This is a genomic window from Massilia sp. NP310 (assembly GCF_019443485.1).
GTDB classification, from domain to species: domain Bacteria; phylum Pseudomonadota; class Gammaproteobacteria; order Burkholderiales; family Burkholderiaceae_D; genus Telluria; species Telluria timonae.
The window spans coordinates 2520205-2538577 of the sequence record NZ_CP080379.1 but is presented as its reverse complement, the minus strand read 5'-3'; the positions used below and the strand labels follow the sequence as shown (position 1 = coordinate 2538577).

27 protein-coding genes are annotated in these 18373 nt (G+C 62.6%); 11 read left to right on the top strand and 16 right to left on the bottom strand.

From position 1 onward, the window contains the following. Positions 1-29 precede the first annotated feature (29 nt). From KY496_RS11145 to KY496_RS11070, 16 genes are all read right to left on the bottom strand, one after another. Entirely contained in the window at positions 30-467 is a 438-nt protein-coding gene (locus tag KY496_RS11145; RefSeq protein WP_219864759.1) for a hypothetical protein, read from the bottom strand. Continuing rightward, a complete protein-coding gene (locus tag KY496_RS11140; protein ID WP_219864758.1) occupies positions 457-762 on the bottom strand; it encodes a hypothetical protein in 306 nt (101 codons plus the stop codon). The genes KY496_RS11145 and KY496_RS11140 overlap by 11 nt, the downstream gene beginning before the upstream one ends. After that, the gene (locus KY496_RS11135) at positions 755-2863 is read right to left on the bottom strand and encodes a hypothetical protein (protein ID WP_219864757.1); all 2109 of its coding nucleotides are present in this window, start codon (positions 2861-2863) and stop codon (positions 755-757) included. The genes KY496_RS11140 and KY496_RS11135 overlap by 8 nt, the downstream gene beginning before the upstream one ends. Beyond that, complete coding sequence (locus tag KY496_RS11130) at positions 2863-4380, bottom strand: hypothetical protein (RefSeq protein ID WP_219864756.1); 1518 nt, start codon at positions 4378-4380, stop codon at positions 2863-2865. Before KY496_RS11130 ends, KY496_RS11135 begins: the two co-directional genes overlap by 1 nt. Then, the gene (locus KY496_RS11125) at positions 4367-4795 is read right to left on the bottom strand and encodes a hypothetical protein (protein ID WP_219864755.1); all 429 of its coding nucleotides are present in this window, start codon (positions 4793-4795) and stop codon (positions 4367-4369) included. Before KY496_RS11125 ends, KY496_RS11130 begins: the two co-directional genes overlap by 14 nt. 608 nt (positions 4796-5403) lie before the next feature. Continuing rightward, positions 5404-6600 carry a hypothetical protein gene (locus tag KY496_RS11120; RefSeq protein WP_219864754.1) on the bottom strand — a complete coding sequence of 399 codons (1197 nt, stop codon included), beginning with the start codon at positions 6598-6600 and terminating at the stop codon, positions 5404-5406. Between the two features lie 45 nt (positions 6601-6645). After that, positions 6646-7020 (bottom strand): hypothetical protein, encoded by a 375-nt coding sequence (locus tag KY496_RS11115; protein WP_219864753.1) that lies wholly within the window; start codon positions 7018-7020, stop codon positions 6646-6648. Beyond that, a complete protein-coding gene (locus tag KY496_RS11110) occupies positions 7017-7199 on the bottom strand; it encodes a hypothetical protein (RefSeq protein WP_219864752.1) in 183 nt (60 codons plus the stop codon). Before KY496_RS11110 ends, KY496_RS11115 begins: the two co-directional genes overlap by 4 nt. Continuing rightward, positions 7196-7672: a hypothetical protein gene (locus KY496_RS11105; protein ID WP_219864751.1), complete on the bottom strand. Its 477-nt coding sequence runs from the start codon at positions 7670-7672 to the stop codon at positions 7196-7198. Before KY496_RS11105 ends, KY496_RS11110 begins: the two co-directional genes overlap by 4 nt. 52 nt (positions 7673-7724) lie before the next feature. Continuing rightward, positions 7725-8426, bottom strand: a complete 702-nt coding sequence (locus tag KY496_RS11100) for a hypothetical protein (protein WP_219864750.1) — start codon at positions 8424-8426, stop codon at positions 7725-7727. After that, a complete protein-coding gene (locus tag KY496_RS11095) occupies positions 8380-9300 on the bottom strand; it encodes a YdaU family protein (RefSeq protein WP_219864749.1) in 921 nt (306 codons plus the stop codon). The genes KY496_RS11100 and KY496_RS11095 overlap by 47 nt, the downstream gene beginning before the upstream one ends. Next, entirely contained in the window at positions 9297-10175 is an 879-nt protein-coding gene (locus KY496_RS11090; protein WP_219864748.1) for a DNA adenine methylase, read from the bottom strand. The genes KY496_RS11095 and KY496_RS11090 overlap by 4 nt, the downstream gene beginning before the upstream one ends. Beyond that, the gene (locus KY496_RS11085) at positions 10172-10375 is read right to left on the bottom strand and encodes a hypothetical protein (RefSeq protein WP_219864747.1); all 204 of its coding nucleotides are present in this window, start codon (positions 10373-10375) and stop codon (positions 10172-10174) included. Before KY496_RS11085 ends, KY496_RS11090 begins: the two co-directional genes overlap by 4 nt. After that, positions 10372-10548, bottom strand: a complete 177-nt coding sequence (locus KY496_RS11080) for a hypothetical protein (RefSeq protein ID WP_219864746.1) — start codon at positions 10546-10548, stop codon at positions 10372-10374. Before KY496_RS11080 ends, KY496_RS11085 begins: the two co-directional genes overlap by 4 nt. A gap of 48 nt (positions 10549-10596) precedes the next feature. Next, positions 10597-10842, bottom strand: a complete 246-nt coding sequence (locus KY496_RS11075) for a hypothetical protein (RefSeq protein ID WP_219864745.1) — start codon at positions 10840-10842, stop codon at positions 10597-10599. 93 nt (positions 10843-10935) lie between these two features. Beyond that, positions 10936-11133: a helix-turn-helix domain-containing protein gene (locus KY496_RS11070; RefSeq protein WP_229520501.1), complete on the bottom strand. Its 198-nt coding sequence runs from the start codon at positions 11131-11133 to the stop codon at positions 10936-10938. Between the two features lie 91 nt (positions 11134-11224). Between KY496_RS11070 and KY496_RS11065 the strand changes: the two genes are divergently transcribed. The 11 genes from KY496_RS11065 (at position 11225) to KY496_RS11015 (ending at position 18370) form a co-directional block, all read left to right on the top strand. Then, entirely contained in the window at positions 11225-11980 is a 756-nt protein-coding gene (locus tag KY496_RS11065; protein ID WP_373889478.1) for a helix-turn-helix transcriptional regulator, read from the top strand. Positions 11981-12250: 270 nt separating this feature from the next. Further along, on the top strand, positions 12251-12592 hold the full coding sequence (locus KY496_RS11060; protein WP_219865186.1) for a hypothetical protein: 342 nt from the start codon (positions 12251-12253) through the stop codon (positions 12590-12592). Between the two features lie 227 nt (positions 12593-12819). Beyond that, on the top strand, positions 12820-13317 hold the full coding sequence (locus tag KY496_RS11055) for an SEC-C metal-binding domain-containing protein (protein WP_229520500.1): 498 nt from the start codon (positions 12820-12822) through the stop codon (positions 13315-13317). Between the two features lie 435 nt (positions 13318-13752). Beyond that, the gene (locus tag KY496_RS11050; RefSeq protein ID WP_219864742.1) at positions 13753-14097 is read left to right on the top strand and encodes a hypothetical protein; all 345 of its coding nucleotides are present in this window, start codon (positions 13753-13755) and stop codon (positions 14095-14097) included. Continuing rightward, a complete protein-coding gene (locus tag KY496_RS11045; protein WP_219864741.1) occupies positions 14094-14291 on the top strand; it encodes a hypothetical protein in 198 nt (65 codons plus the stop codon). The genes KY496_RS11050 and KY496_RS11045 overlap by 4 nt, the downstream gene beginning before the upstream one ends. Positions 14292-14690: 399 nt before the next feature. Next, positions 14691-14942: a hypothetical protein gene (locus KY496_RS11040; RefSeq protein ID WP_219864740.1), complete on the top strand. Its 252-nt coding sequence runs from the start codon at positions 14691-14693 to the stop codon at positions 14940-14942. Beyond that, entirely contained in the window at positions 14939-15175 is a 237-nt protein-coding gene (locus tag KY496_RS11035) for a hypothetical protein (RefSeq protein WP_219864739.1), read from the top strand. Before KY496_RS11040 ends, KY496_RS11035 begins: the two co-directional genes overlap by 4 nt. A gap of 114 nt (positions 15176-15289) precedes the next feature. Then, entirely contained in the window at positions 15290-16135 is an 846-nt protein-coding gene (locus KY496_RS11030) for a recombinase RecT (RefSeq protein WP_219864738.1), read from the top strand. A gap of 26 nt (positions 16136-16161) precedes the next feature. Beyond that, on the top strand, positions 16162-17832 hold the full coding sequence (locus KY496_RS11025) for a YqaJ viral recombinase family protein (RefSeq protein ID WP_219864737.1): 1671 nt from the start codon (positions 16162-16164) through the stop codon (positions 17830-17832). Positions 17833-17861: 29 nt separating this feature from the next. Continuing rightward, positions 17862-18125 carry a KTSC domain-containing protein gene (locus KY496_RS11020; RefSeq protein ID WP_219864736.1) on the top strand — a complete coding sequence of 88 codons (264 nt, stop codon included), beginning with the start codon at positions 17862-17864 and terminating at the stop codon, positions 18123-18125. A gap of 2 nt (positions 18126-18127) precedes the next feature. Beyond that, positions 18128-18370, top strand: coding sequence for a hypothetical protein (locus KY496_RS11015; RefSeq protein WP_219864735.1), 243 nt, complete (start codon positions 18128-18130; stop codon positions 18368-18370). Positions 18371-18373: the final 3 nt, after the last annotated feature.

The following is an 18373-nucleotide window of genomic DNA, read 5'->3' as shown; positions in this document are numbered from 1 at the left end:
CTCGAGGGCGCGCGACGTGCCCGTGCGGTTCAGTGCGTGCTGCCGTCGCTGTACGTGGCCAGCAGCTCGCCGTTGGTGATCGGGAAGCCCGAGTACACGCCGTTGTGGTGCCGCGGCTTCGCGTCGGGATGGCTGATCGCGGTCACGACCAGGTCGACCGCCTGCGCTGCGCGCTCGTGGCCGGTGATGAAGTCGTCCAGGTCGGGCACGGCCACGGCTGGCGTCGGCGCGACGTTTTCCGGTTTTTCGACCTCGACCGGAGGTGCTTCGGCGGGCTGCTCGAGCTGCTCAGTTGCAGTTTCGGGCGGGCTCGTTGCATCCGGAGGGCCGGAAGTTGCATCGTCAGCCTGTGGCGGTGCTGCCTGGTCGTCCGCAGGCGGCGTGGCCGCGGCTTCGATGATGGCTGGCGCGACCGGCGACGGCGCGGCGGGTTTCGGTGCTGCTGCAGCGGTCTTTTTAGCTGCCATAGATGCGCTCCTTTACGCGGGTCATGATGGATTTGCGTTCCTCTTCGGCGCGCAGCTCGGCGCTGGCCAGCTCGCCTTCCTGCAGGACGATTTCGAACACGGATTCGAAGCGGCGCTTCGCCTGAAGCAGCCGGTGAAGGTGCTCGCGGCCTTCCACGTCACGCAGCGGCACCTCCTTCCAGGCTTCAGTGATGCCGTCCTCGATGGTCTTCAGCGCCTCGACCACCATCGGATCGGTCATGATCCGTTTGGCGGCCTCGGCGCGGTTGATTGCGACGTACTGCTCGTCATTCATGGAAAGCTCCTGGTGCGGCCGGCGCCGGTGGCTGGCGGTTCGCGGCCTCGATGTCCTTACGGTCCTGCTCGCGCTGGGCAACGGCCTCTTTCAGGGCCAGTTCGCGCTCCTTGATCTGCAGTTCGATACCCTTGATCTGCAGGTCGAGCTGCCGCATCTCCTTGTCGGCTGCGATCTTCTCGCGCTGGCCCTGCAGCTTGATCTCCTCGGCCTTCACCTGGGCGTCGGCCAGGATCTGCTCTGGCATCGGTGCCGGCGGCGCGGGCGGTGGAGGCGGCGTCTTGCTCGGGTCGTTGAAGAACTGGTCGATGCCCTTGATGTTCATCGCCTTGAGCAGCGCGCGGTAGGCGTTGTACAGCTTCATCGGGTCGAACATCGGCGAGCCGGTCTGCGCCAGTTGCTTCTGCTCGTTGATGACCATCTGCAGGTTCATCACCGTCTCGGCCTTGTCGCCGGTGCCGAGGCCCACGTTGACGGTCGCATCCATCTCGTCGGACCACGTGCGTGGGTCGAACGTCACCCAGTTGCCGCGCATGCGCACCGTGGCGGCCTTGTCCTGGTGTTTGCACACCAGCTTCAGCAGCAGCTTGAACAGGTCTTTCACGCCCGTCTCAGCCATGATGCGCGCGATCATCTGCATGCGCTGCTGGCTGGCCGTCATGATCTTGCTTACGCCGGTGGCGGTCTTGTTCAGGCTGTCCGCCTCGAGGCCCTGGTTGTACCTGGTGATGCCGGTACGGATCTCGCGGCGGGTGTCCATGAACTCGATGCCCTGCAGCGCCGGCGCGGCCACTACGTTGGTGACCAGCGGCGAGACAGCTTCCATCATCGGCCGCTTGCCGCGCACGATGCCACCGATCCGGTTGTCCAGCAGGTCGCCCAAGTTCACGCCGGCGTCGACGTTCACGTAGGTGCGCGGGTTGTTAGCCAGGTAGAGCGAGTCCAGGTACTGGCGCGTCAGGGCGGTGTTGGTCGCCTGGATCGGCGCCGTCACGTCGGCCAGGGCCAGGCCATGCACGCGGTGCGGGATCGGGATCGGCGTGATCAGGCAGTAGTCGTGGCCGTCGGCTTCCTCGTTCTTCAGCGTCATGTTCGCGCCGCGCAGCACGTACCGCCATTCGACGATGCCGTCGCCGTCGTGGTCGCACTGGATGTAGCCCTCGAACAGGGTGACCTCTTCCATGGCCTTGTCGAAGGCCTGGTGGTCGTCCAGGATCTCGGTCTCGTCGTCGGCCAGCGACTTCATCGACTCGGCGCCGTCGACGTGCGCGTTCATGTCGTAGCTCTGCACGGCGAACGCGTCGGCCTTCGGGATGCCCATCTCGACCAGGTCGGAGCGGCGCAGCACCGCGTACTGGCCGACCAGGGGCGACTCGTAGATCGAGCACGCGCGGCGGGACACCAGGAAGGTCTCCGGTCGGACGTTGCGAATCTGGACCTGGCCCTTCTTGCGGGTGACCTTGAGGTCGACGTCGTACAGCATGCGTGGCGGCTGGGCCAGCTGCGCCTGCGCCTGGGCTGCTGCTTCCGGCGCCATGGCCATGAGGCCGGCCTCGAGCTGCGCGCGCTGCGCCACGTCATCCGGATCCGCATACACCTGGTGCTCGATCACCTCGATGCCCTCCTGCTGCATGAGCAGGGTCAGCTGCATCTGGTCGAGACCCTTGTACTTCTCGCGGGTGACCTTGTCGGCATCGTTCCAGAACGCACGCACCACGCCGACCTTGGCCAGCAGCGCATCCTTGAACCAGGTGTTGAAGATCAGGAAGCCAGGGTTTTGCTTCTTGACGATGTGGTTGATGTAGTCGGTCGCCTGGCCAGAAAACTCTTCATCCTCTGGCCCGACCGGTTCGAACTCTCCCACGTTGTCCCCCGACAGGAACACGTCCAGCAGCGAGGGCAGGGCGCTCTCGACCACCTCGAACACATCCCAGCTCACCACCTGGGACCGGCCCTCGACTTCCTTCCCGTCCGGCAGGCCCAGGTACAGGGCATAGTTGCGCTCGCGCTCTGGGTTGATGGCGTGGTTCTGCCAAGTGGTGGCCTGCTCGATCTCGTGGTCGAGCAGCTTGTCGAAGGTTTCAGCGGCGATCTTGGCCATTACACAATTCCCAGTTTTCCATAGTTGAGCGGGCTACCCCACTCGGCGGCCTGCGGCTCGGCGCCGAAGGTCAGCACGAAAGCGTCGGCCCGGTCTGGCGACTTGCCGTACAGCGCCTTGTATTCCTGCTTCGATTGCATGAGCAGCAGCCCATCCTTGTACTTGTACTTGACGGATGCGAGCTGGGACCGCAGCTCACCGCATTGCGGCATCGATACCGGCGGATCGGCCAGGTAGTCCCTGGCGTCGCGCCAGATGCGCGCCTTCAGGTTGTAGTTCTTGCCATCCTGCTGGCGGGCGCCAGTGTGGATGCCGACCACCTTCTCGGCGTACTTCCCAGCCTTGAGCTGGTCGTGGCACGACACGCCCGGGCCGTCGAGCTCGATGACGATCACGCCGATCTTGCCGCCGGCGGCAACCAGGTCGTCGCACTCGGTGCTGACCACGGCGGCCAGGCCGATGCCATCGAGGCCGCGGCGCGTGACCTGCGGCAGGTTCAGCCGGCCGCGGCGCTTGTGGATCACGCTCTCGTCGTTGCCGAAGTGCGCTGCGTCCACGCCGATGCGCCAGTCGCCCAGCGCTTCCACGTCGGCCGGCCCCTTGCCCTGGGCGGCCTGGATGGATTCGCCACTGATCCAAGAATCGGACGTCGACGCGTTGTAGTCGATGTCGATCTCCTGGGCCACGATGACCGGGTCCAGGCTCTCGCGCTGCTTCTGGTACCAGGCGTCGTCCTTGCGCGGATCCTGGCGCCAGTGGAACGTGAAGACCTTCACCTTGCCGCTGTGCCGCTTCCGGTAGAACGGGTTGCCGTTCCCGTTGACGGTAGACAGGTCGATCTTGCAGTTCGACGTCTGCGACAGCGCCGCATCGATGGCGTCGGGCCGCTCGTAGAAGGCCGATTCGTCCTTGAAATAGATCGAGGTGCGGTTACCGCGCCCAATATTGTCGCCGGCCTCGCCGATGATGGCGGCGCCAGTCTCGGGGTTCAGGATCCGCATGTGCGGAGCATGCTGCTTCTCGATGTAGCCTTTCGGCCGGAACTCGTTCGGCAACAGCTTGATGAACTGGCGCACCTTCCAGAACAGCGACTTCGGGTCGCCCAGCTTGTCGACGTATTCCTCCTTGCGGCTGCCGAAGCCGATGACCACGCCCGGGTAGAACGTCCACATCCAGACCGCGATGCCGACGCACAGCCAGGAGATGCCCATGTCGCGCGACTTCTCGGCCAGGCCATCCTCGCGGCCGAGCCAACGCTCTCGCACCCAGGTAACGAACTCGGCCTGTTTCGGGAACAGCATGAAGGGGATGATGCTCGGCAGGCCGATCTCGGCGTTGCGCGGGTCGAACGTCATGCCCCAGTCGTTGATGAAGTCGATCGGGTTGGCCTTGTAGTGCTCCTTCAGGCCCGGCAGGATGCCCGGGTCGGTGCGCAGGCGCTGCAGGCGCTCGGCGCGCAGCTGGTACACGCGCTCGTAGTCGGGCGCCTTGAAATCGAACCAGTCAAGCGCTGCCATCGAGCATCCTCTTGTACGCCTCCTCGGCGGTGACGGTCACGGTCGACTCGGTCTTCATCGGCGGCAGGTCTTCGGCACCGCCGTGCGCGACCTTCAGGCCGTACTGCTTCGGCTTCAGGCGCTGGGCCGCCTCGATGCGCGCGTAGATGCGCAGCTTGGCCTTCTGGATCGAGTCCTTGTCGTTCTTGCAGTTGTCGGCGATCTCGACGATTTCGTCGAACTGGGTGTCGATCTGCGCGCTCTTGGCGGCGTCGTACATCGCGGCGAACAGCGGGTGCTCGGCCTTCCAGCGGAAGACCGTCGCTTTGCTGGGCATGCCCTTGCGCTTGCAGATGGTCGCGATGCTATCGGTGGTCGACGCCATCGCGGCGCAGAAGGTGGCGGCCAGCTCCGGGTTGTAAGTGGTCGCGGTCATGGTATTCGGTCAAAAAAATGCCCCGGCAGTTGTTGGGCTGGCCGGGGCGGAAGGCTCCGATCGTCGGGCGGAGCAGGGGAGAACACGGTGGGGCAGCTACCTGGCCGCCCGGGTGAGCGCTGCGATGCGCATGCGCTCGAGCTGGAGCAGCACCAGCAGCCAGCGCCGCTCGTCGGGGATGGATAGCTGGAAGGGCATGGATGCTCCGGGTGGGGAATAGGGGCCGGTTACAGCGTCCGGCGCCGGCAGCGCGGGTATCGCGCCGGCTGTCTGGCCAACGCCAGGTCATGTTCTCGTGGTCGTGGGTGCCGTCATCGAAGTCTGGCCGGGCGGGGCGCTCCGGCACTCCTCGGGCAGGTCTGGCCCCGTGCGCGTTTCGTCGCGCTCTACGCTGCCGGCGTGCGGCAGAACGACCGATCATGGCTTACTTGTGCATATGGCCCTCGCTGGTCATCGATCGGAAAACAAAAAGCCCCGCGTCATCGCTGACTGCGGGGCTTCGTATTTCGTCCTTCACGCCGGGGGCTCCCATCAGGGAAGCTCTACACGTCGAATTTCTGGACGGAATTAAGTTGTGGAGCAGAATTTACTGCTGAGATTGCCTTCTGTCAAGGGTGATGTTGCGTTTGGTCCATGAATTTTAGTGACTCGCCCGGTATAACCGGGATAAAGCCATGATTCATTCTATTATCTGAATCATGACAAAAGACGAAGTGATAGCGTTCACCATCTTTGAAGCCGTCAACAGTTTCGAAAACGTTTGTCATGTCATGTTCGGCAATGGTGTAGGTAATCTCGCTACTTTTATCAGCCTTGCAATAAACCGGCATTCCTATGTACGCGTTCGACAGGCGGGCAGCATACTTTGCGTCCGGAATTCTGTTGAGTTTTTGATGTTCCTGCTTCCGACGGATGACTTCGACAGTCAAATCTAAGGCGGAAGTAGCATTTTCACGCGTTGGATCAACTCTTAAAAAAACCTCATATTCCCTGTGCAGCCAATCACCATTCCGGTGCAAGCGAATTACAACCGGTGTTAAGACCTCAATAGCAAGCAGAGTTCGCGTAGTAATGCCCCACTCTATGGCATCGACACGCCATGTCTCTCGGTCGATCTGAATGTAGTCGAAAGGAGTATTTACGTGTGTCGCGATCCACTCAGGATTGCGCGTGTGGGCGGGTGCCTTAATTCCCCCAATTGCTAACAGCATAAAGCCATCCGCACGATCAAGATCTAGCGCCTTATCTCGGTATCCGTAGATGTTATACGGCTCGATAAACTCTAAATAATAGGCTTTCCTAGTTTCGATCAGGGCGCCGTGAAAGTTGTTTGCTGAAAGTAATATTGCGGCTTGGTCGAGGTGATCTCGGGCTGGGGATCGACTGATAAGTTCAGTCAAGAAGATTTCATTCAGTGCTTTTCCTGTGCATTCTTTTAGAATCACATCACTCACCAAGCGAACTGTATTTAGATGGTCCTGTACAGTTCGGGGCTCCATTACTTGGCCATAATGTTTTGCTGTGACCCGAAGCTTATTCATTGCCCTCAAAGTTCCCGATTTCGGAACTTTGATCCCTTGTTTTCCTACCTCAGTCACCATTCCGTCGAAATCCAAGCTTTCCAGCTTTTTCAATTCATCTACGCCCAGCTCGACCAAAGTAGCGTAAAGAATAAGCTCGAAGGCGTCCTGCAGGACGATCAGCCCTGCAGTGGCCAGATAGCGATCTCCTTCCAGACACAGTTTTTGAGCTTGTTCGAAAAGTGCGCGTGCCGTGATCAGCGTTTGTAGTGTTGTGTCTTTCATCGGGAGCCCCATTGCCGAAAGAGCACAGCATGCCATATCCGTTGACTATCTGAACACATCGGTATTGGCGGCCGCCATCTCGACTGCGGCCTGCGCCAGCCGGAACACGGTCACAAACACGGTCGCCGGCCGGTGCGCGATCGACAGCTTGCGGCAGACCTCCTCGGGCCGGGACTGGTCGATGTAGCAGTAGCGCAGCAGCAACCGGTCGCGCCGCGTGATGTGGCGCATGGCCAGTTCGATCGCGTGCGCGTCGGCCTCGTCGACCTTGCGGCGCTCGCCGCTGGACTTCTCGCCCTCGGCCTCGCGCTGCAGCTGGTCGCAGAACTTGCCGGTGGCGCTGACGCCGACGGTGCGGGTAGGGCGGTAGACCCGCGCCCAGTTTTCCAGGCGCCAGCCGATGTCACGACGGTCGGTCAAAGCCTCTCCCTCGTCACACGCTCGATCTGCACCTCGACCTTTCCCTCGCTCCAGGTGAGCAGATCGGCCTCGATGCCGCGCCGGTGCAGTTCAGTGCGGATCCTGGTCAGCGCGGCCACGATCATGCGCGCGTCGGCGGCCAGCTCGACGTCGCTCTTGTCGGCCATAGCGGTGCTCATGCTGCCTCCCGCACAGGCGCCACGCCCTCGATGTGCTGGGCCAGCGCCAGGATGGCCAGCGCGTCGGCGTGGTTGTTGTCGACCGGGCGGAAGCCCTTGGCGCGCGCCGTCGCGACCATCTCGGTCTTGTCCGCGTTGCCCTTGCCGGTCCAGTGCTTCTTGACCTGGCCGACGCCGACCGGGCGCAGCGGGACGTTGTTGGCCGCGCACCACATCTCCAGGCATGCGAGGAAGCCGCCGTAGACGTGGGCGGCCAGAGTGCCGGCGTGCTGCTTCACGTCCTCGTAGTAGACCGCGTGGATCTCGCCGGCCGCGCGCTGCTCGCCCAGGAAGGCGCGGAACTTGAGCCAGCGGTGGCCGGGCTTCTCCATGGCGAGCGGCGCGAACTTCTCGCTGCCGCCGTGCACGATGCCGTTGCGGTCGGTGCGGGCCCAGCCGGTGGTGGTGCCGATGTCGATGGCCAGGATGTTCATGGGGTGGTTCTCCTTGTCGTTGTGGTCGCGCTCGCGCGCGAAGTGGTCTCGGTCAGGTGGCGCTGGCCTCACGCTCCAACGCTTCATGCGCGCACTGCACCTGGTAGGGCAACAGCGCCTCGCCAGCCTGCTCGCGCGCCACGAGACGCCGGGCCCAGCCCAGGTGGTCGTGATTCGGCCCCTTGTGGCTGACGCAGCGCACGGCATGCGCGATCGCGGCGCGGGCTTTCTCGGTCGTGGTGGTCGACTGGCCCGGCGCGGTCAACTGCAGCATCGGCTTCGGGATCTCGTCCCATGCGCCCAGGGCAAGCTGCTTGTCGAGGGATGCCTCCCAGCGCGACTTGACGGCGCTGTACGGCTGCTGCTGCAGCTCGCTGGCCATGGGCATGGCGGCCCAGTAGATCGCGGGATGGGACCACTTGCCATGCTCGTTGGCGAAGCGGGCCTGCACGCCGGTCACGGCCTCGTAGTACGCAGCGACCGGGTCGACCCTGGGCCTGCACAGGCGCTTGAACTCGGGGAGGGTGGGCGGCCAGTCGCGCTGGCTGAGCGCGTCCAGGCCTCGCTTGAGCTCGTTGCTGCTGTAGCCGGACAGCTCCTGCGCCCAGTAGGCGATGAGCTTGTCCATGTCGGCCTGTGCCCACTGGTCGGCGAAGCGCTTGCCGTACTCGAGCAACATGCGCTCGAACAGGCGCTCGACCCATGCCTCAGGCAGGGCGGTCGTTGATGTCGATGATGCGATGGTCGTCGTCATGGGTTGCTCCGTTGATGCGGTCGTTGAGGCGTTGGATGTTGGCCTGGCCGGCCTGGCGGGTTGTGGTGCGTGGTGGCGCGGCGCCGTTGGCGCGCAGCTTCGCGGCGTCGGCAGACCAGCGCTCGAGGATGGCGAACACGTAGCCGGGCTTGATGGCCTCGTCGGGCTTCGACACCTGGGCCTCGCGGCAGGCGGACAGCACGGTTTCGACGGACACGCCTTGGGCAGCAAGGGCCATTAGCCTCGGGTCTCCGGACTGGGCGCTGATGCCCGCGCGGATCATGGCGCCGCTGAGCTGGGCCGCACTTGCCGACTCGCTTTCCCCGCGCAACTCCGGTTGAGTAGACGCGCTGTTTCCCTTGTCTGGTGTCTGGTGACTGGTGTCTGGAGACTGGGTAGCCGTTGCGTCACGCGTGACAGGTTGCGTGACATCTTGTGACTGAGCGCGTGACAACATGGTTACTAAGTCATCAGTAGACGTTTCGAAATCCGGGACAATGCCGTGACCGCGCAGCTGTTCGAACAGCTCCTTGCGGCGCTCGCGATGCCGCCGTTGACGTTCCCGCTCGTTCGCGCGCTTCGCCTCGCGACCGTCCGTCTTACCCATGTAACGCGCGATCTCAGCGTCGCAGCGGCCGTTGTGCCATCCATCCTCATCCAGCTGAAAGAACTCGTTCAGCACGGTGTCGACGGCCTCGCGTTCTTCCTTCGTGCGTGCGCCGACCAGGCGCTGCACAGCCTTGAGGTCGGCCGGCAGCGGCTTCTCCTGGGCGTAGTATTTGCGGATCAGGCGGCTGTAGGCCGCGTCCTCGATGAAGGTCAGGTGGCTGGTCGCCTCGGCGTAGTCGCCGATGTGGTGCTCGTAGTAGTTCATGGCATCACCTGGGCGAATAGGCCCGTGCGATCGAGCGCGCGCGAGGCGGCGGGATTCAGCCACAGGCATTCGGTGCGCATGGCGGTGCCGCGGGCCGCCGAGATTCGGGCCTCGGTGCTGGCCATGGCCCAGCCCTGCAGCGCGCCCAGGTACATGGCGCTCGAATAGCCGCTCAGCACGACCATGCCTTTCACAGTCAGCAGCTTCTCCAGCAGCTCGGCGTGGTCAGCATCGTTCATCTCGCAGTCGTAGTAGCGGCCATGGCGCGCGCCGACGTTGCGGGTGTCCATGACGTAGGGCGGGTCGACGTAGAACAGCGTGTCGTCGGCGTCGTGCTGGTCGATGATGCTCAGGGCAGGGCGGTTCTCGATCATCACGCCGGACAGGCGATCGCATACTCGAGCGAGAGATTCCGGAAAGCGGAACCACAGCTGCTGCGCGGTGCCGTGCTTGCGCCGGGTGTCGATACGGAAGCCGGTCGTGCCCTTCGTGGCGCCAGCCGAACCGAATCCCATCTCGGCGCGGACTAGGGTGCGGCGGGCGCGCTCGATCGGGTCGTCGGTTGGCTCGTAGGCGGCGTCGAATTCTTCGCGGGCGTACGGGGTGAGCTGCAGCAGCTGGATGAGGCGCGCGCAGTCGCCTGGATCCCGCAGGACGCGGAACACGTTCACGATGTCGCCGTCCAGGTCGTTGTAGACCTCGGCGTAGGCGCGGTCCTTCTGCACCAGAACGCCGGCCGCGCCACCGAATGGCTCGACGTAGCAGCGGTGCGGCGGGAAATGGCGAATGACCCACGGCGCCAGTCGAAACTTGCCGCCGTGGTAGCGCAGCACCGGGCGGGCCGGCGCTTTATTGGAATTGGCGAGGACGGTCATGGCGGCGATACCTTCGCCACCTGGGCCTGCAGCTGCGTGGCCGCGTGCCAGGCCAGCGCACAGCGATCCCATTCGGCCTGCCAGGCCTCGATCGCCGGCGAATGCCAGTTGAAGCCGTGTTCGTCGCGGCCGGCGCCGCGGTTAAATGCGCGGCGGGCCTTCTCTTCGATCATGGCGATGCTGATGATCTGATCGCTCATGGCCGCTCTCCCGCGTCGTCGATGGCCTTGGCCAGCTCGCGGCGCGCGCGATACTCGGCACGCTGCTTCTCGACGTTCTGCTTGTCGGCGATCGCTTCCTTGTCGGCGCGGCGCCAGGTGTGCGACTGCACGACGATCTTCTCGTTCGGCGTCGCCTTGCGTGTGCTTTCCATACTTTCCTCGGTTACGAGACTGCTTCGATCTGCCATGCGCCACCCGCCTCAAAGACGCATGTGCATGCGCGGGCGTGCGGCGCGGCTCGGCAGGAACACGGCCATGTTCTGGCCATAGCCGGGGCGTTCCGCCTGGTGCTGGCGCCGGCTATCCTTCCGGTCGGCCATCCAGCCCTTCGCCAGGTCGCGCAGCAGCTTGCTGCGGGTGACGTCGGCGGCTTTGCATTCCCGCTCCAGGTCGACGAACTCGTCGGCATTGAGCAGGGTCTTCACTTCGATGTTGCGTGGGGACATGGTGTTTTCCTATGTTCGTGGTGCAGGACTTCGGGTGGTGGGTGCGGGCAAGAGCCCATAGGCAACGGCTTGGCCGCAAAAAAACCGCAGGGGTTACTGCGGTTGGGACGAAGGGTCAAGCTGGTCGACCACCTCTTCAAACAGTTCGGGACGAGCAAGGCGCAAGAACTTCAGCTGCGCCTTTGGCACGCCCTTGGTTCGCCACTGGGAAACTGCCTGTGCTGATACCTCGCACAGCTCTGCCGTTCGGGTGGTGCCGCCAAGGCGCTGGATGATTTCGGTAGCGTTCATGTCGATTCTCAAGTTGACTTTAAGCGCAATCGTAAGTCAGCTTGAGTTAATAGTCAAGCCAGCTTGAATCTACTTTTGTTAAGCTACCTTGATGAATTTATTATCGGAAAGACTCATTTGGGCAATGGAGCGTGAGCGCGCACGCCGAAACGGGAGGCGCGTTACTGCATCGGAACTGGCTCGAGCCGCTGGAGTGTCGGCGACTGCGGTTGGCAACTGGTTGAAGGGTGATCACGGCATGGATGCTGCGAACGCGCGGGCTGTTGCGGAGTGTCTGAGCGTTGATGCTGTGTGGCTGGAGACCGGTGTTGGTCATTACGACCAAGCGGGCGGCAGGCAGTGGCCTCAGTCGCAAGCGGGGGCTGCACCGATCGATCGAGCCATTCAGGCTCGCGATCCCGAAGACGTCCCGGCGGACGATTTCGTCTCGGTACCAGAATCTCGCATAGAGTTTTCGGCAGGGAATGGCCGCACTGCGCACTACGAGCTATTGGAGGACGAGGAACCAGCGACATACCGTCGCAGCTGGTTTCAAAAGCACGGCATGAACCCTGACCGTGTTCGACGATTTCGCGTAACTGGCGACAGCATGGAGCCAATGCTTTTTGCAGGGGACACGATCCTCGTAAATCTGGACGAGACCAATATCGTGGACGGTCGTCTTTACGCGCTTCGGTATGGCGATGAGCTGCGAGTGAAATTCCTCAGTAAGCGCCTAGATGGAGCACTCATACTGCGAAGTAAGAACGACGCTTATAAGGACGAAGAGGTTTCGGCTGAAATGGCAAACGAGCATATTTCAATTATTGGCCGAGTGCGCGATAAAAGCGGAACAGGTGGGTTATGAAGGTCGTGGGATGGATGATTAAGGCAGTGTCATGGATTGCCTTAGCGGTTCTGATAATTTACATGGCTGACGGAATATCAAGATCCAGTGTCGGATGGATCGGCTTTGCGATCGCATGGGCCTTGTATTTTTCGTATTTGATATTCGAGAAGATCGATAAGCTTCAGCGCAACATCACTAGACTGGAAGATGAGCTCGTAAAAATTCAACGAACCCGGTAATCCGGGTCGTGGCGAACCGGCACGCCATTATGCCGACTAGGGAATAACAATGAAAACTAAAGCAATTCTCGCAGTTATGCTGATGGCGCTTGGTGCATCGGTCATGGCTCAAACTCATGTTCGGGGCTATACAAAAAAAGACGGGACATACGTGGCGCCGCATTATAGGTCGTCTCCGAACTCGACACGTAATGATAACTACAGCACCAGGGGCAACGTGAATCCTTATACCGGCAAGGAAGGTACAAAAGCCCCTGATAATGGCTACTACACCCCACCTTCGCAACCGGCACAGCCCATTTATTCTCAGCCATCCACGATTGCGAATCCGTACGCACAGCCTGCACCGCCACCGAGTCAGCCACTGTATCAGCCGAGCCAGCGCTACTAAAAAATAATCCCCGCTGTGGCGGGGAGTGTTGAGGATTACGCGGCGATAAGTTTTTTTATAACAGCTAAATATTTAGAATAATGAGTGACTCCAAAGGTGTTAGCGTCCCCGCGGTATGCAAAGCTTGCTTCGCAGTTTTCCCAAGCTCGATAGCACTTCAACTGCCAAATTCTGGTAGCGTAAGTTTTGAAGGGGTCGCAGCGGGGCCATGTCCAGTCTGCGGGGCAATGGGTGAAATTGCCGATGGGACCTTCAGAGTAATGGGCGAGACAGTCAGACGATTAACAGATGGGCTGTCGATTCCGGAAATTCTTCGACTGAAGCGTGTTATTGAGGTGGCCCGTCAAGATCATGCTGATATCGAATCAGTTGCTACTGAGATCGCCACCACTCCCGAACTGGCCGCTTTCGCGACGTGGATGCGAAATTACTTCACGCCAAAATCAGGTGGCGATTTGTTCGGGTATTTAAGCTTCTTGCTGTCAGTGATAGGCCTGATTCTAGCAATGCAGCCCCTATTATCTGACCCACCTCCCCAGCAATTGACACAAGCCCAAGTACGCCAGATCACGATGCAGGCGATGAGGGATACCTTCGCCGAGGCGCAACGCAACTCCTCTAAAGTTAGCAAGACTGAGCAGGTGCGGCGCAAAAAGTGTAAAGTCGGACGGAACGACCCGTGTCCTTGCATGAGCGGAAAGAAGCACAAGAAGTGCTGCATCTGACATAATGGCTCTATGCAGCCACAATTCCGCGTACTTGCTATCCTTGCAGTTCTTATCGGTTGGGCAACGTTCGGTGTCCGGCCGGACTCGCATGTAGCACTCACCTGTGCCTTGGCCGCTACTGGTCTCACCATGGTCGCCTTCGGATGTGACTTGCTGAAATGGTGGCGGCTAACTAGAGGTCGCCAGAATCCCCAGTAGTACGTTATCACACCGTCTAAGCCCGCCACGCGCGGGCTTTTTTACGCCCCTACGCCAGGGCCGGCTGCGCACGGCTCTCCGCGCTTCGCAGTAATTCTACCGGCGATCCGTAGAAAACTAAAGTTCACTTGAAAATAATTCTCAAGCCTACTTGACTCCAAATTCAAGTTACCTTTAATATTCACTCCATCGCAATCAAGCTCAGCGCCCGCCGAGCAGCCGACTGGAGACGCCATGACCCGTACCGCATCCCGTGAAGAACAGCGCGAGCAGCAACTGATCGACCTGACCCGCGAGAAAACTGCTTCGATGCTCGCCGCCATCCGTGCCAGCAAGGAAGATCCGACGAAGCTCGTACTCGACTGCCTGGCTGAATACATGGCCGACAACCAAGCCGCTGCCACCCTGGTGCGCGAAACGCTCGCCGGCACCAACAGCCTGCAGGGCGTCATCACCGACCTGATCTGGACCGAAGCCGAGCAGCTGGCCGAGCGCGAGCTGGCGGCGCTGCAGCGTGAAGCGCGCGAGCTGTCGACGGAAGATCGGATTCACCGCTACCTGGATTCGGTGGCGGCATGACCTGCGTGCACTGCGACGACACCGGCAGCCTGTCGAAAGACCTCGAAGGCTACCTGGACTGCTCGCACTGCGATGTGGCCACTGAGCGCGCGGCCCTGGAGGCATGGGCAGCACGCGAACGCATCCAGTACGGCAGCGAGTCGTCGATCTGGCTGATCTACCAGCACGGCAAGGCCGCAGCAGCGGCGAAATAGCAGGGCGCCTCACCGGCGTAACCGGTGACCACACACATGCGCTTTACCTACCGCGACAGGGTGAGTGGCGGCAGCGAAGGCTCCGGTAGCCCCGGTAGAGCGCAGTTGTGTGGTGAGTGGGCGAAGTTTCTAAGCGGCGCCCAAAGTCGGAAATATGCCGGGATGCTAAACCGGGGAAGAAAGCAGTTTAGCCGCTACCGAAACCATGCGGCTGACTACTGGGGCACGTGTCGACAGTGCCATGCCGGAGTGGCGCCCGGCCACCACATGCGGGGAAGCATGGAGCAACACAGTTCCGCGTAAAGGCAAAGCCATGCACGGCCGCACCAGCGGCGCCGGAGACGTAACCGGCACCAATACCGAAGCCGGCCGCGCCGGCGCTGACGAAGGAGGGCAGAGATGGCAGCAGCAGACTACCGACTGTGCGACGTATGCGAGGGCAAGGCCTTCTACGACGCGCACCTGAGCTACGAAACCGAGCATGACGCTCCGGACCGCGAGCCGTACCGGGTTGCAGGTGAGGATGCCGGCGGCTGGGGCTACCGCCTCGGCTACTTGGGCGACTGGGCTGTGCTGTGCAATGAGTGCTCCAAGACGCATCGGACCGCAATCTTGCCTATCCATCCAGCAGGCGACGAGGCCGCCAAATGATCGCTGCCACCCGCATCCACCGCGGCCCGTACCGTGTCGTGCGCCGCCTGGCGCGCAAGCTGCTCAAGCCGCTGCGCCTGGCCGTGATCCGCCACCAGCTGGCCCTGTCCGAGGGCAACGTGCGCGCGCTGGAAGAAGCGCGCGTCGAGGCGATCTCGATGCTGCACGCCGAGCACCGCCGCCAGGTGAAGCTGATGCAGCGCCGCCAGCAGATCGAGCAGGGCTTCGCATGATCCGCCATATCCGCACCCAGTACCGCCTGTCCCTGCTGGCCGGCTTCGGCCCGCGCAAGGCAATCACCCGCGCGCTGCGCACCTACGTTTTCGGCTTTTGACCAGGAGAGAAACTTGAACGCACCACAGACCACTTCCAACGCGCTGGCCACTCGCCAGGAAAACATGCCGGTGCGCGCCGGCTTCTTCGATGCCGCAGGATTCGACCTGATGCAGCGCGTGGCGAAGGCCTTCTCCAGCTCGACGCTGGTGCCGGCGCAGTATCAGAACCAGGTTGCGAACTGCATGATCGCCCTGAACCTCGCGCAGCGCCTGAAGGCCGACGAGCTGATGGTGATGCAGAACCTGTACATCGTGCACGGCAACCCGGGCTGGTCGTCGAAGTTCCTGATCGCCAGCGTGAACACGTGCGGCCGGTTCTCGGCGCTGCGCTACGAATGGCGCGGCGAGAAGAACGCCGCTGATTTCGGCTGCCGGGCATGGGCGATCGAGCGCGAGAGCGGCGAGCGCCTCGATGGTGCGTGGGTCGACTGGTCGATGGTGCGCGCCGAGGGCTGGGACAAGAAGAACGGCTCTAAGTGGAAGACGATGCCCGAGCAGATGTTCATCTACCGCGCCGCTGCGTTCTGGCAGCGCGCGTACGCACCCGAGATCAGCATGGGCCTGAGCACCGCGGAAGAAATGCAGGACGTGATCGATATCTCGGCCGACGGGAGCTACACGATCACCCAGGAGCCGCAGCGTGCCGACGTGCGCCAGGCCAGCGTGGTGGAGCAGAGCGCCCAAGATATTCCGATGTGCACCCCGGAACACTTCGAGGCCAAGACGGCCGAATGGCGCGACCTCATCCAGTCGGGCAGGAAGACGCCGGCCCAGCTGGTAGCGATGATCCAGACCCGCCAGACCCTTACCGAGGACCAGAAGCTGACGATCGACAGCTGGGCCCACGAAAACGACTGAACCATCACCACGATACGGAGAAGAAGATGCAAATTCATGACCTCGTCCAGGGCAGCAGCGACTGGGACCTGTTCCGCCTGGAGCGCTTCGGCGCCAGCGAGGCGGCCGCCATGCTGGGCATCTCGACGCGCGTGCGCCGCACCGAGCTGCTGCACATGAAGCATACCGGCACGCCGAAGGAATTCAGCGACTGGGTGCAGGCCAACATCCTGGACTACGGCCACCACGTGGAGGCACTGGCGCGCCCGCTGGTCGAAGAATTGATCGGTACCGAGCTGTATCCGGTGACCTGTTCCCTGGGCCGCAAGTCGGCGTCCTGCGACGGTCTCACGATGGCCGGCGACGTCGCCTTCGAGCACAAGCAATGGAACCAGGCGCTGGCCGACGCAGTCGCCGCCGGCGAGCTGCCCGACGAGTACATGCCGCAATGCCAGCAGATCATGATGGTGACCGGCTGCAGCAAGGTGGTGTTCGTGTGCTCGGACGGCACGCTCGACAACTTCGTGCACATGGACGTCTTCCCGGACCCGGCCTGGCAGGAGCGGATCGACGCCGGCTGGGCCCAGTTCGAGAAGGACCTGGCCACCTACGAACCGGCCACCTACGCGCCGAAGCCGGAGGCCGACCCGATCATGGCGCTGCCGGCGCTGCGCATCGAAATCCGCGGCGAGGTGGCCACCACCAACCTGCCGACCTTCAAGGCGAAGGCCGAACGCTTCATCGCCAGCATCAAGACCGACCTGGTCACCGACGAGGACTTCGCCAACGCGGAAGCGACCGTGAAGTTCTGCGAGAAGGCCGAGGCCGACCTGGAGCAAGCGAAGCGCGCGGCGCTCGAGCAAACCGCCGACATCGCGGACCTGATGCGCACCATCGACCACATCGCCGAGCAACTGCGTGGCAAGCGCCTGACGCTGCAGAAGACCGTGAAGGACAAGAAGGAGCTGATCAAGGCCGGCATCCTGGGCAATGCCAAGCAGGACTTCGCCGACCACGTCGCAGCGCTCGACAAGGAAATCGCGCCGCTGCGCCTGGTGTTCCAGGCCCGCGACTTCGCCGGCGTTATGAAGAACAAGCGCACGCTGGCCACGCTGCAGGACGCCGTCGACACCGAACTGGCCAACGGCAAGATCGCCGTCGACGCGATCGCCGCCGCCGTGCGCGCGCGCCTGGCCTGGTATCGCGAGCACGCGGCCGGCCACGAGTTCCTGTTCGCCGACCTGCAGACCGTGATCCAGAAGCCGGACGAGGATTTCCGCCTGGCGGTGAACACGCGCATCGAGAACCACAAGCGGCAGGAAGCCGAGAAGGCCGAGCGCCTGCGCCAGGAGCAGGAGGCGGCGCGCCAGCGCGCGGAGGCCGCGGCACAGGCCCAGGCAGAGTTGGCAGCGAACGCGACAGCCGCCCAGGTCACCCACGTCAGCCCGACCATGCAGATCATCGAGGCGGCGCCAGCCACACCGATAGCGGCTGCGCGCCCGGCCGCCGTCGGCACCACGCCGCCAAGCCTGCGCTTGGGCCAGATCGCCGAGCGCCTGGGCTTCTCGCTCACTGCCGACTTCCTGGCCAGCCTGGGCTTCGCCGCCGCCGGCCGCGATCGCGCCGCGGTGCTGTACCACGAAGCCGACTTCCCGGCCATCTGCACCGCACTGATCGGCCATATCACCAACGTGCGCGGCGCCCGCGCTGCAGCGTAATCACCTACCAACAACGAAGGAGAAACCGCATGTCCACCACCAGTAACGCCCTGCACGGCATCACCATGACCCCGGTCGAATCGTCGCGCATCGTGGCCATCGGCCACGCACCCGAGTCGAACACGCTCGCTATCCAGTTCAAGCGCGGCGACGTCGCCGGCCCGGTCTACCACTACCAGAACGTCGACGCCGAGCAGTTCCAGCAGTTCCAGGGCGCGGAATCGATCGGCTCGCACTTCTACAAGCACATCAAGCCGTTCGCCGAGAAGTTCCCGTACCAAAAGATGGACTGACGATGCGGACGCAGCGCCTCTCCACCTGGTTGGCCCTGCGCTGCCGGGGGCCGCTGTTCCAGCGGTTCCTGCGCGTGCCGGACGAGCAAACGGCGGTGCACAGCGTGCGCGCCATCTGCGAGGTGAAGTCGCGCGGCGAAATCGACCGCAACCCCACGGCCGCGCAGCGCTTCCACGACTTTATCCGCAAGCCATTTCTGCTTTTTTGCCAAGACCCGAAGAACCACATCACCCAGGAGCAATGACCG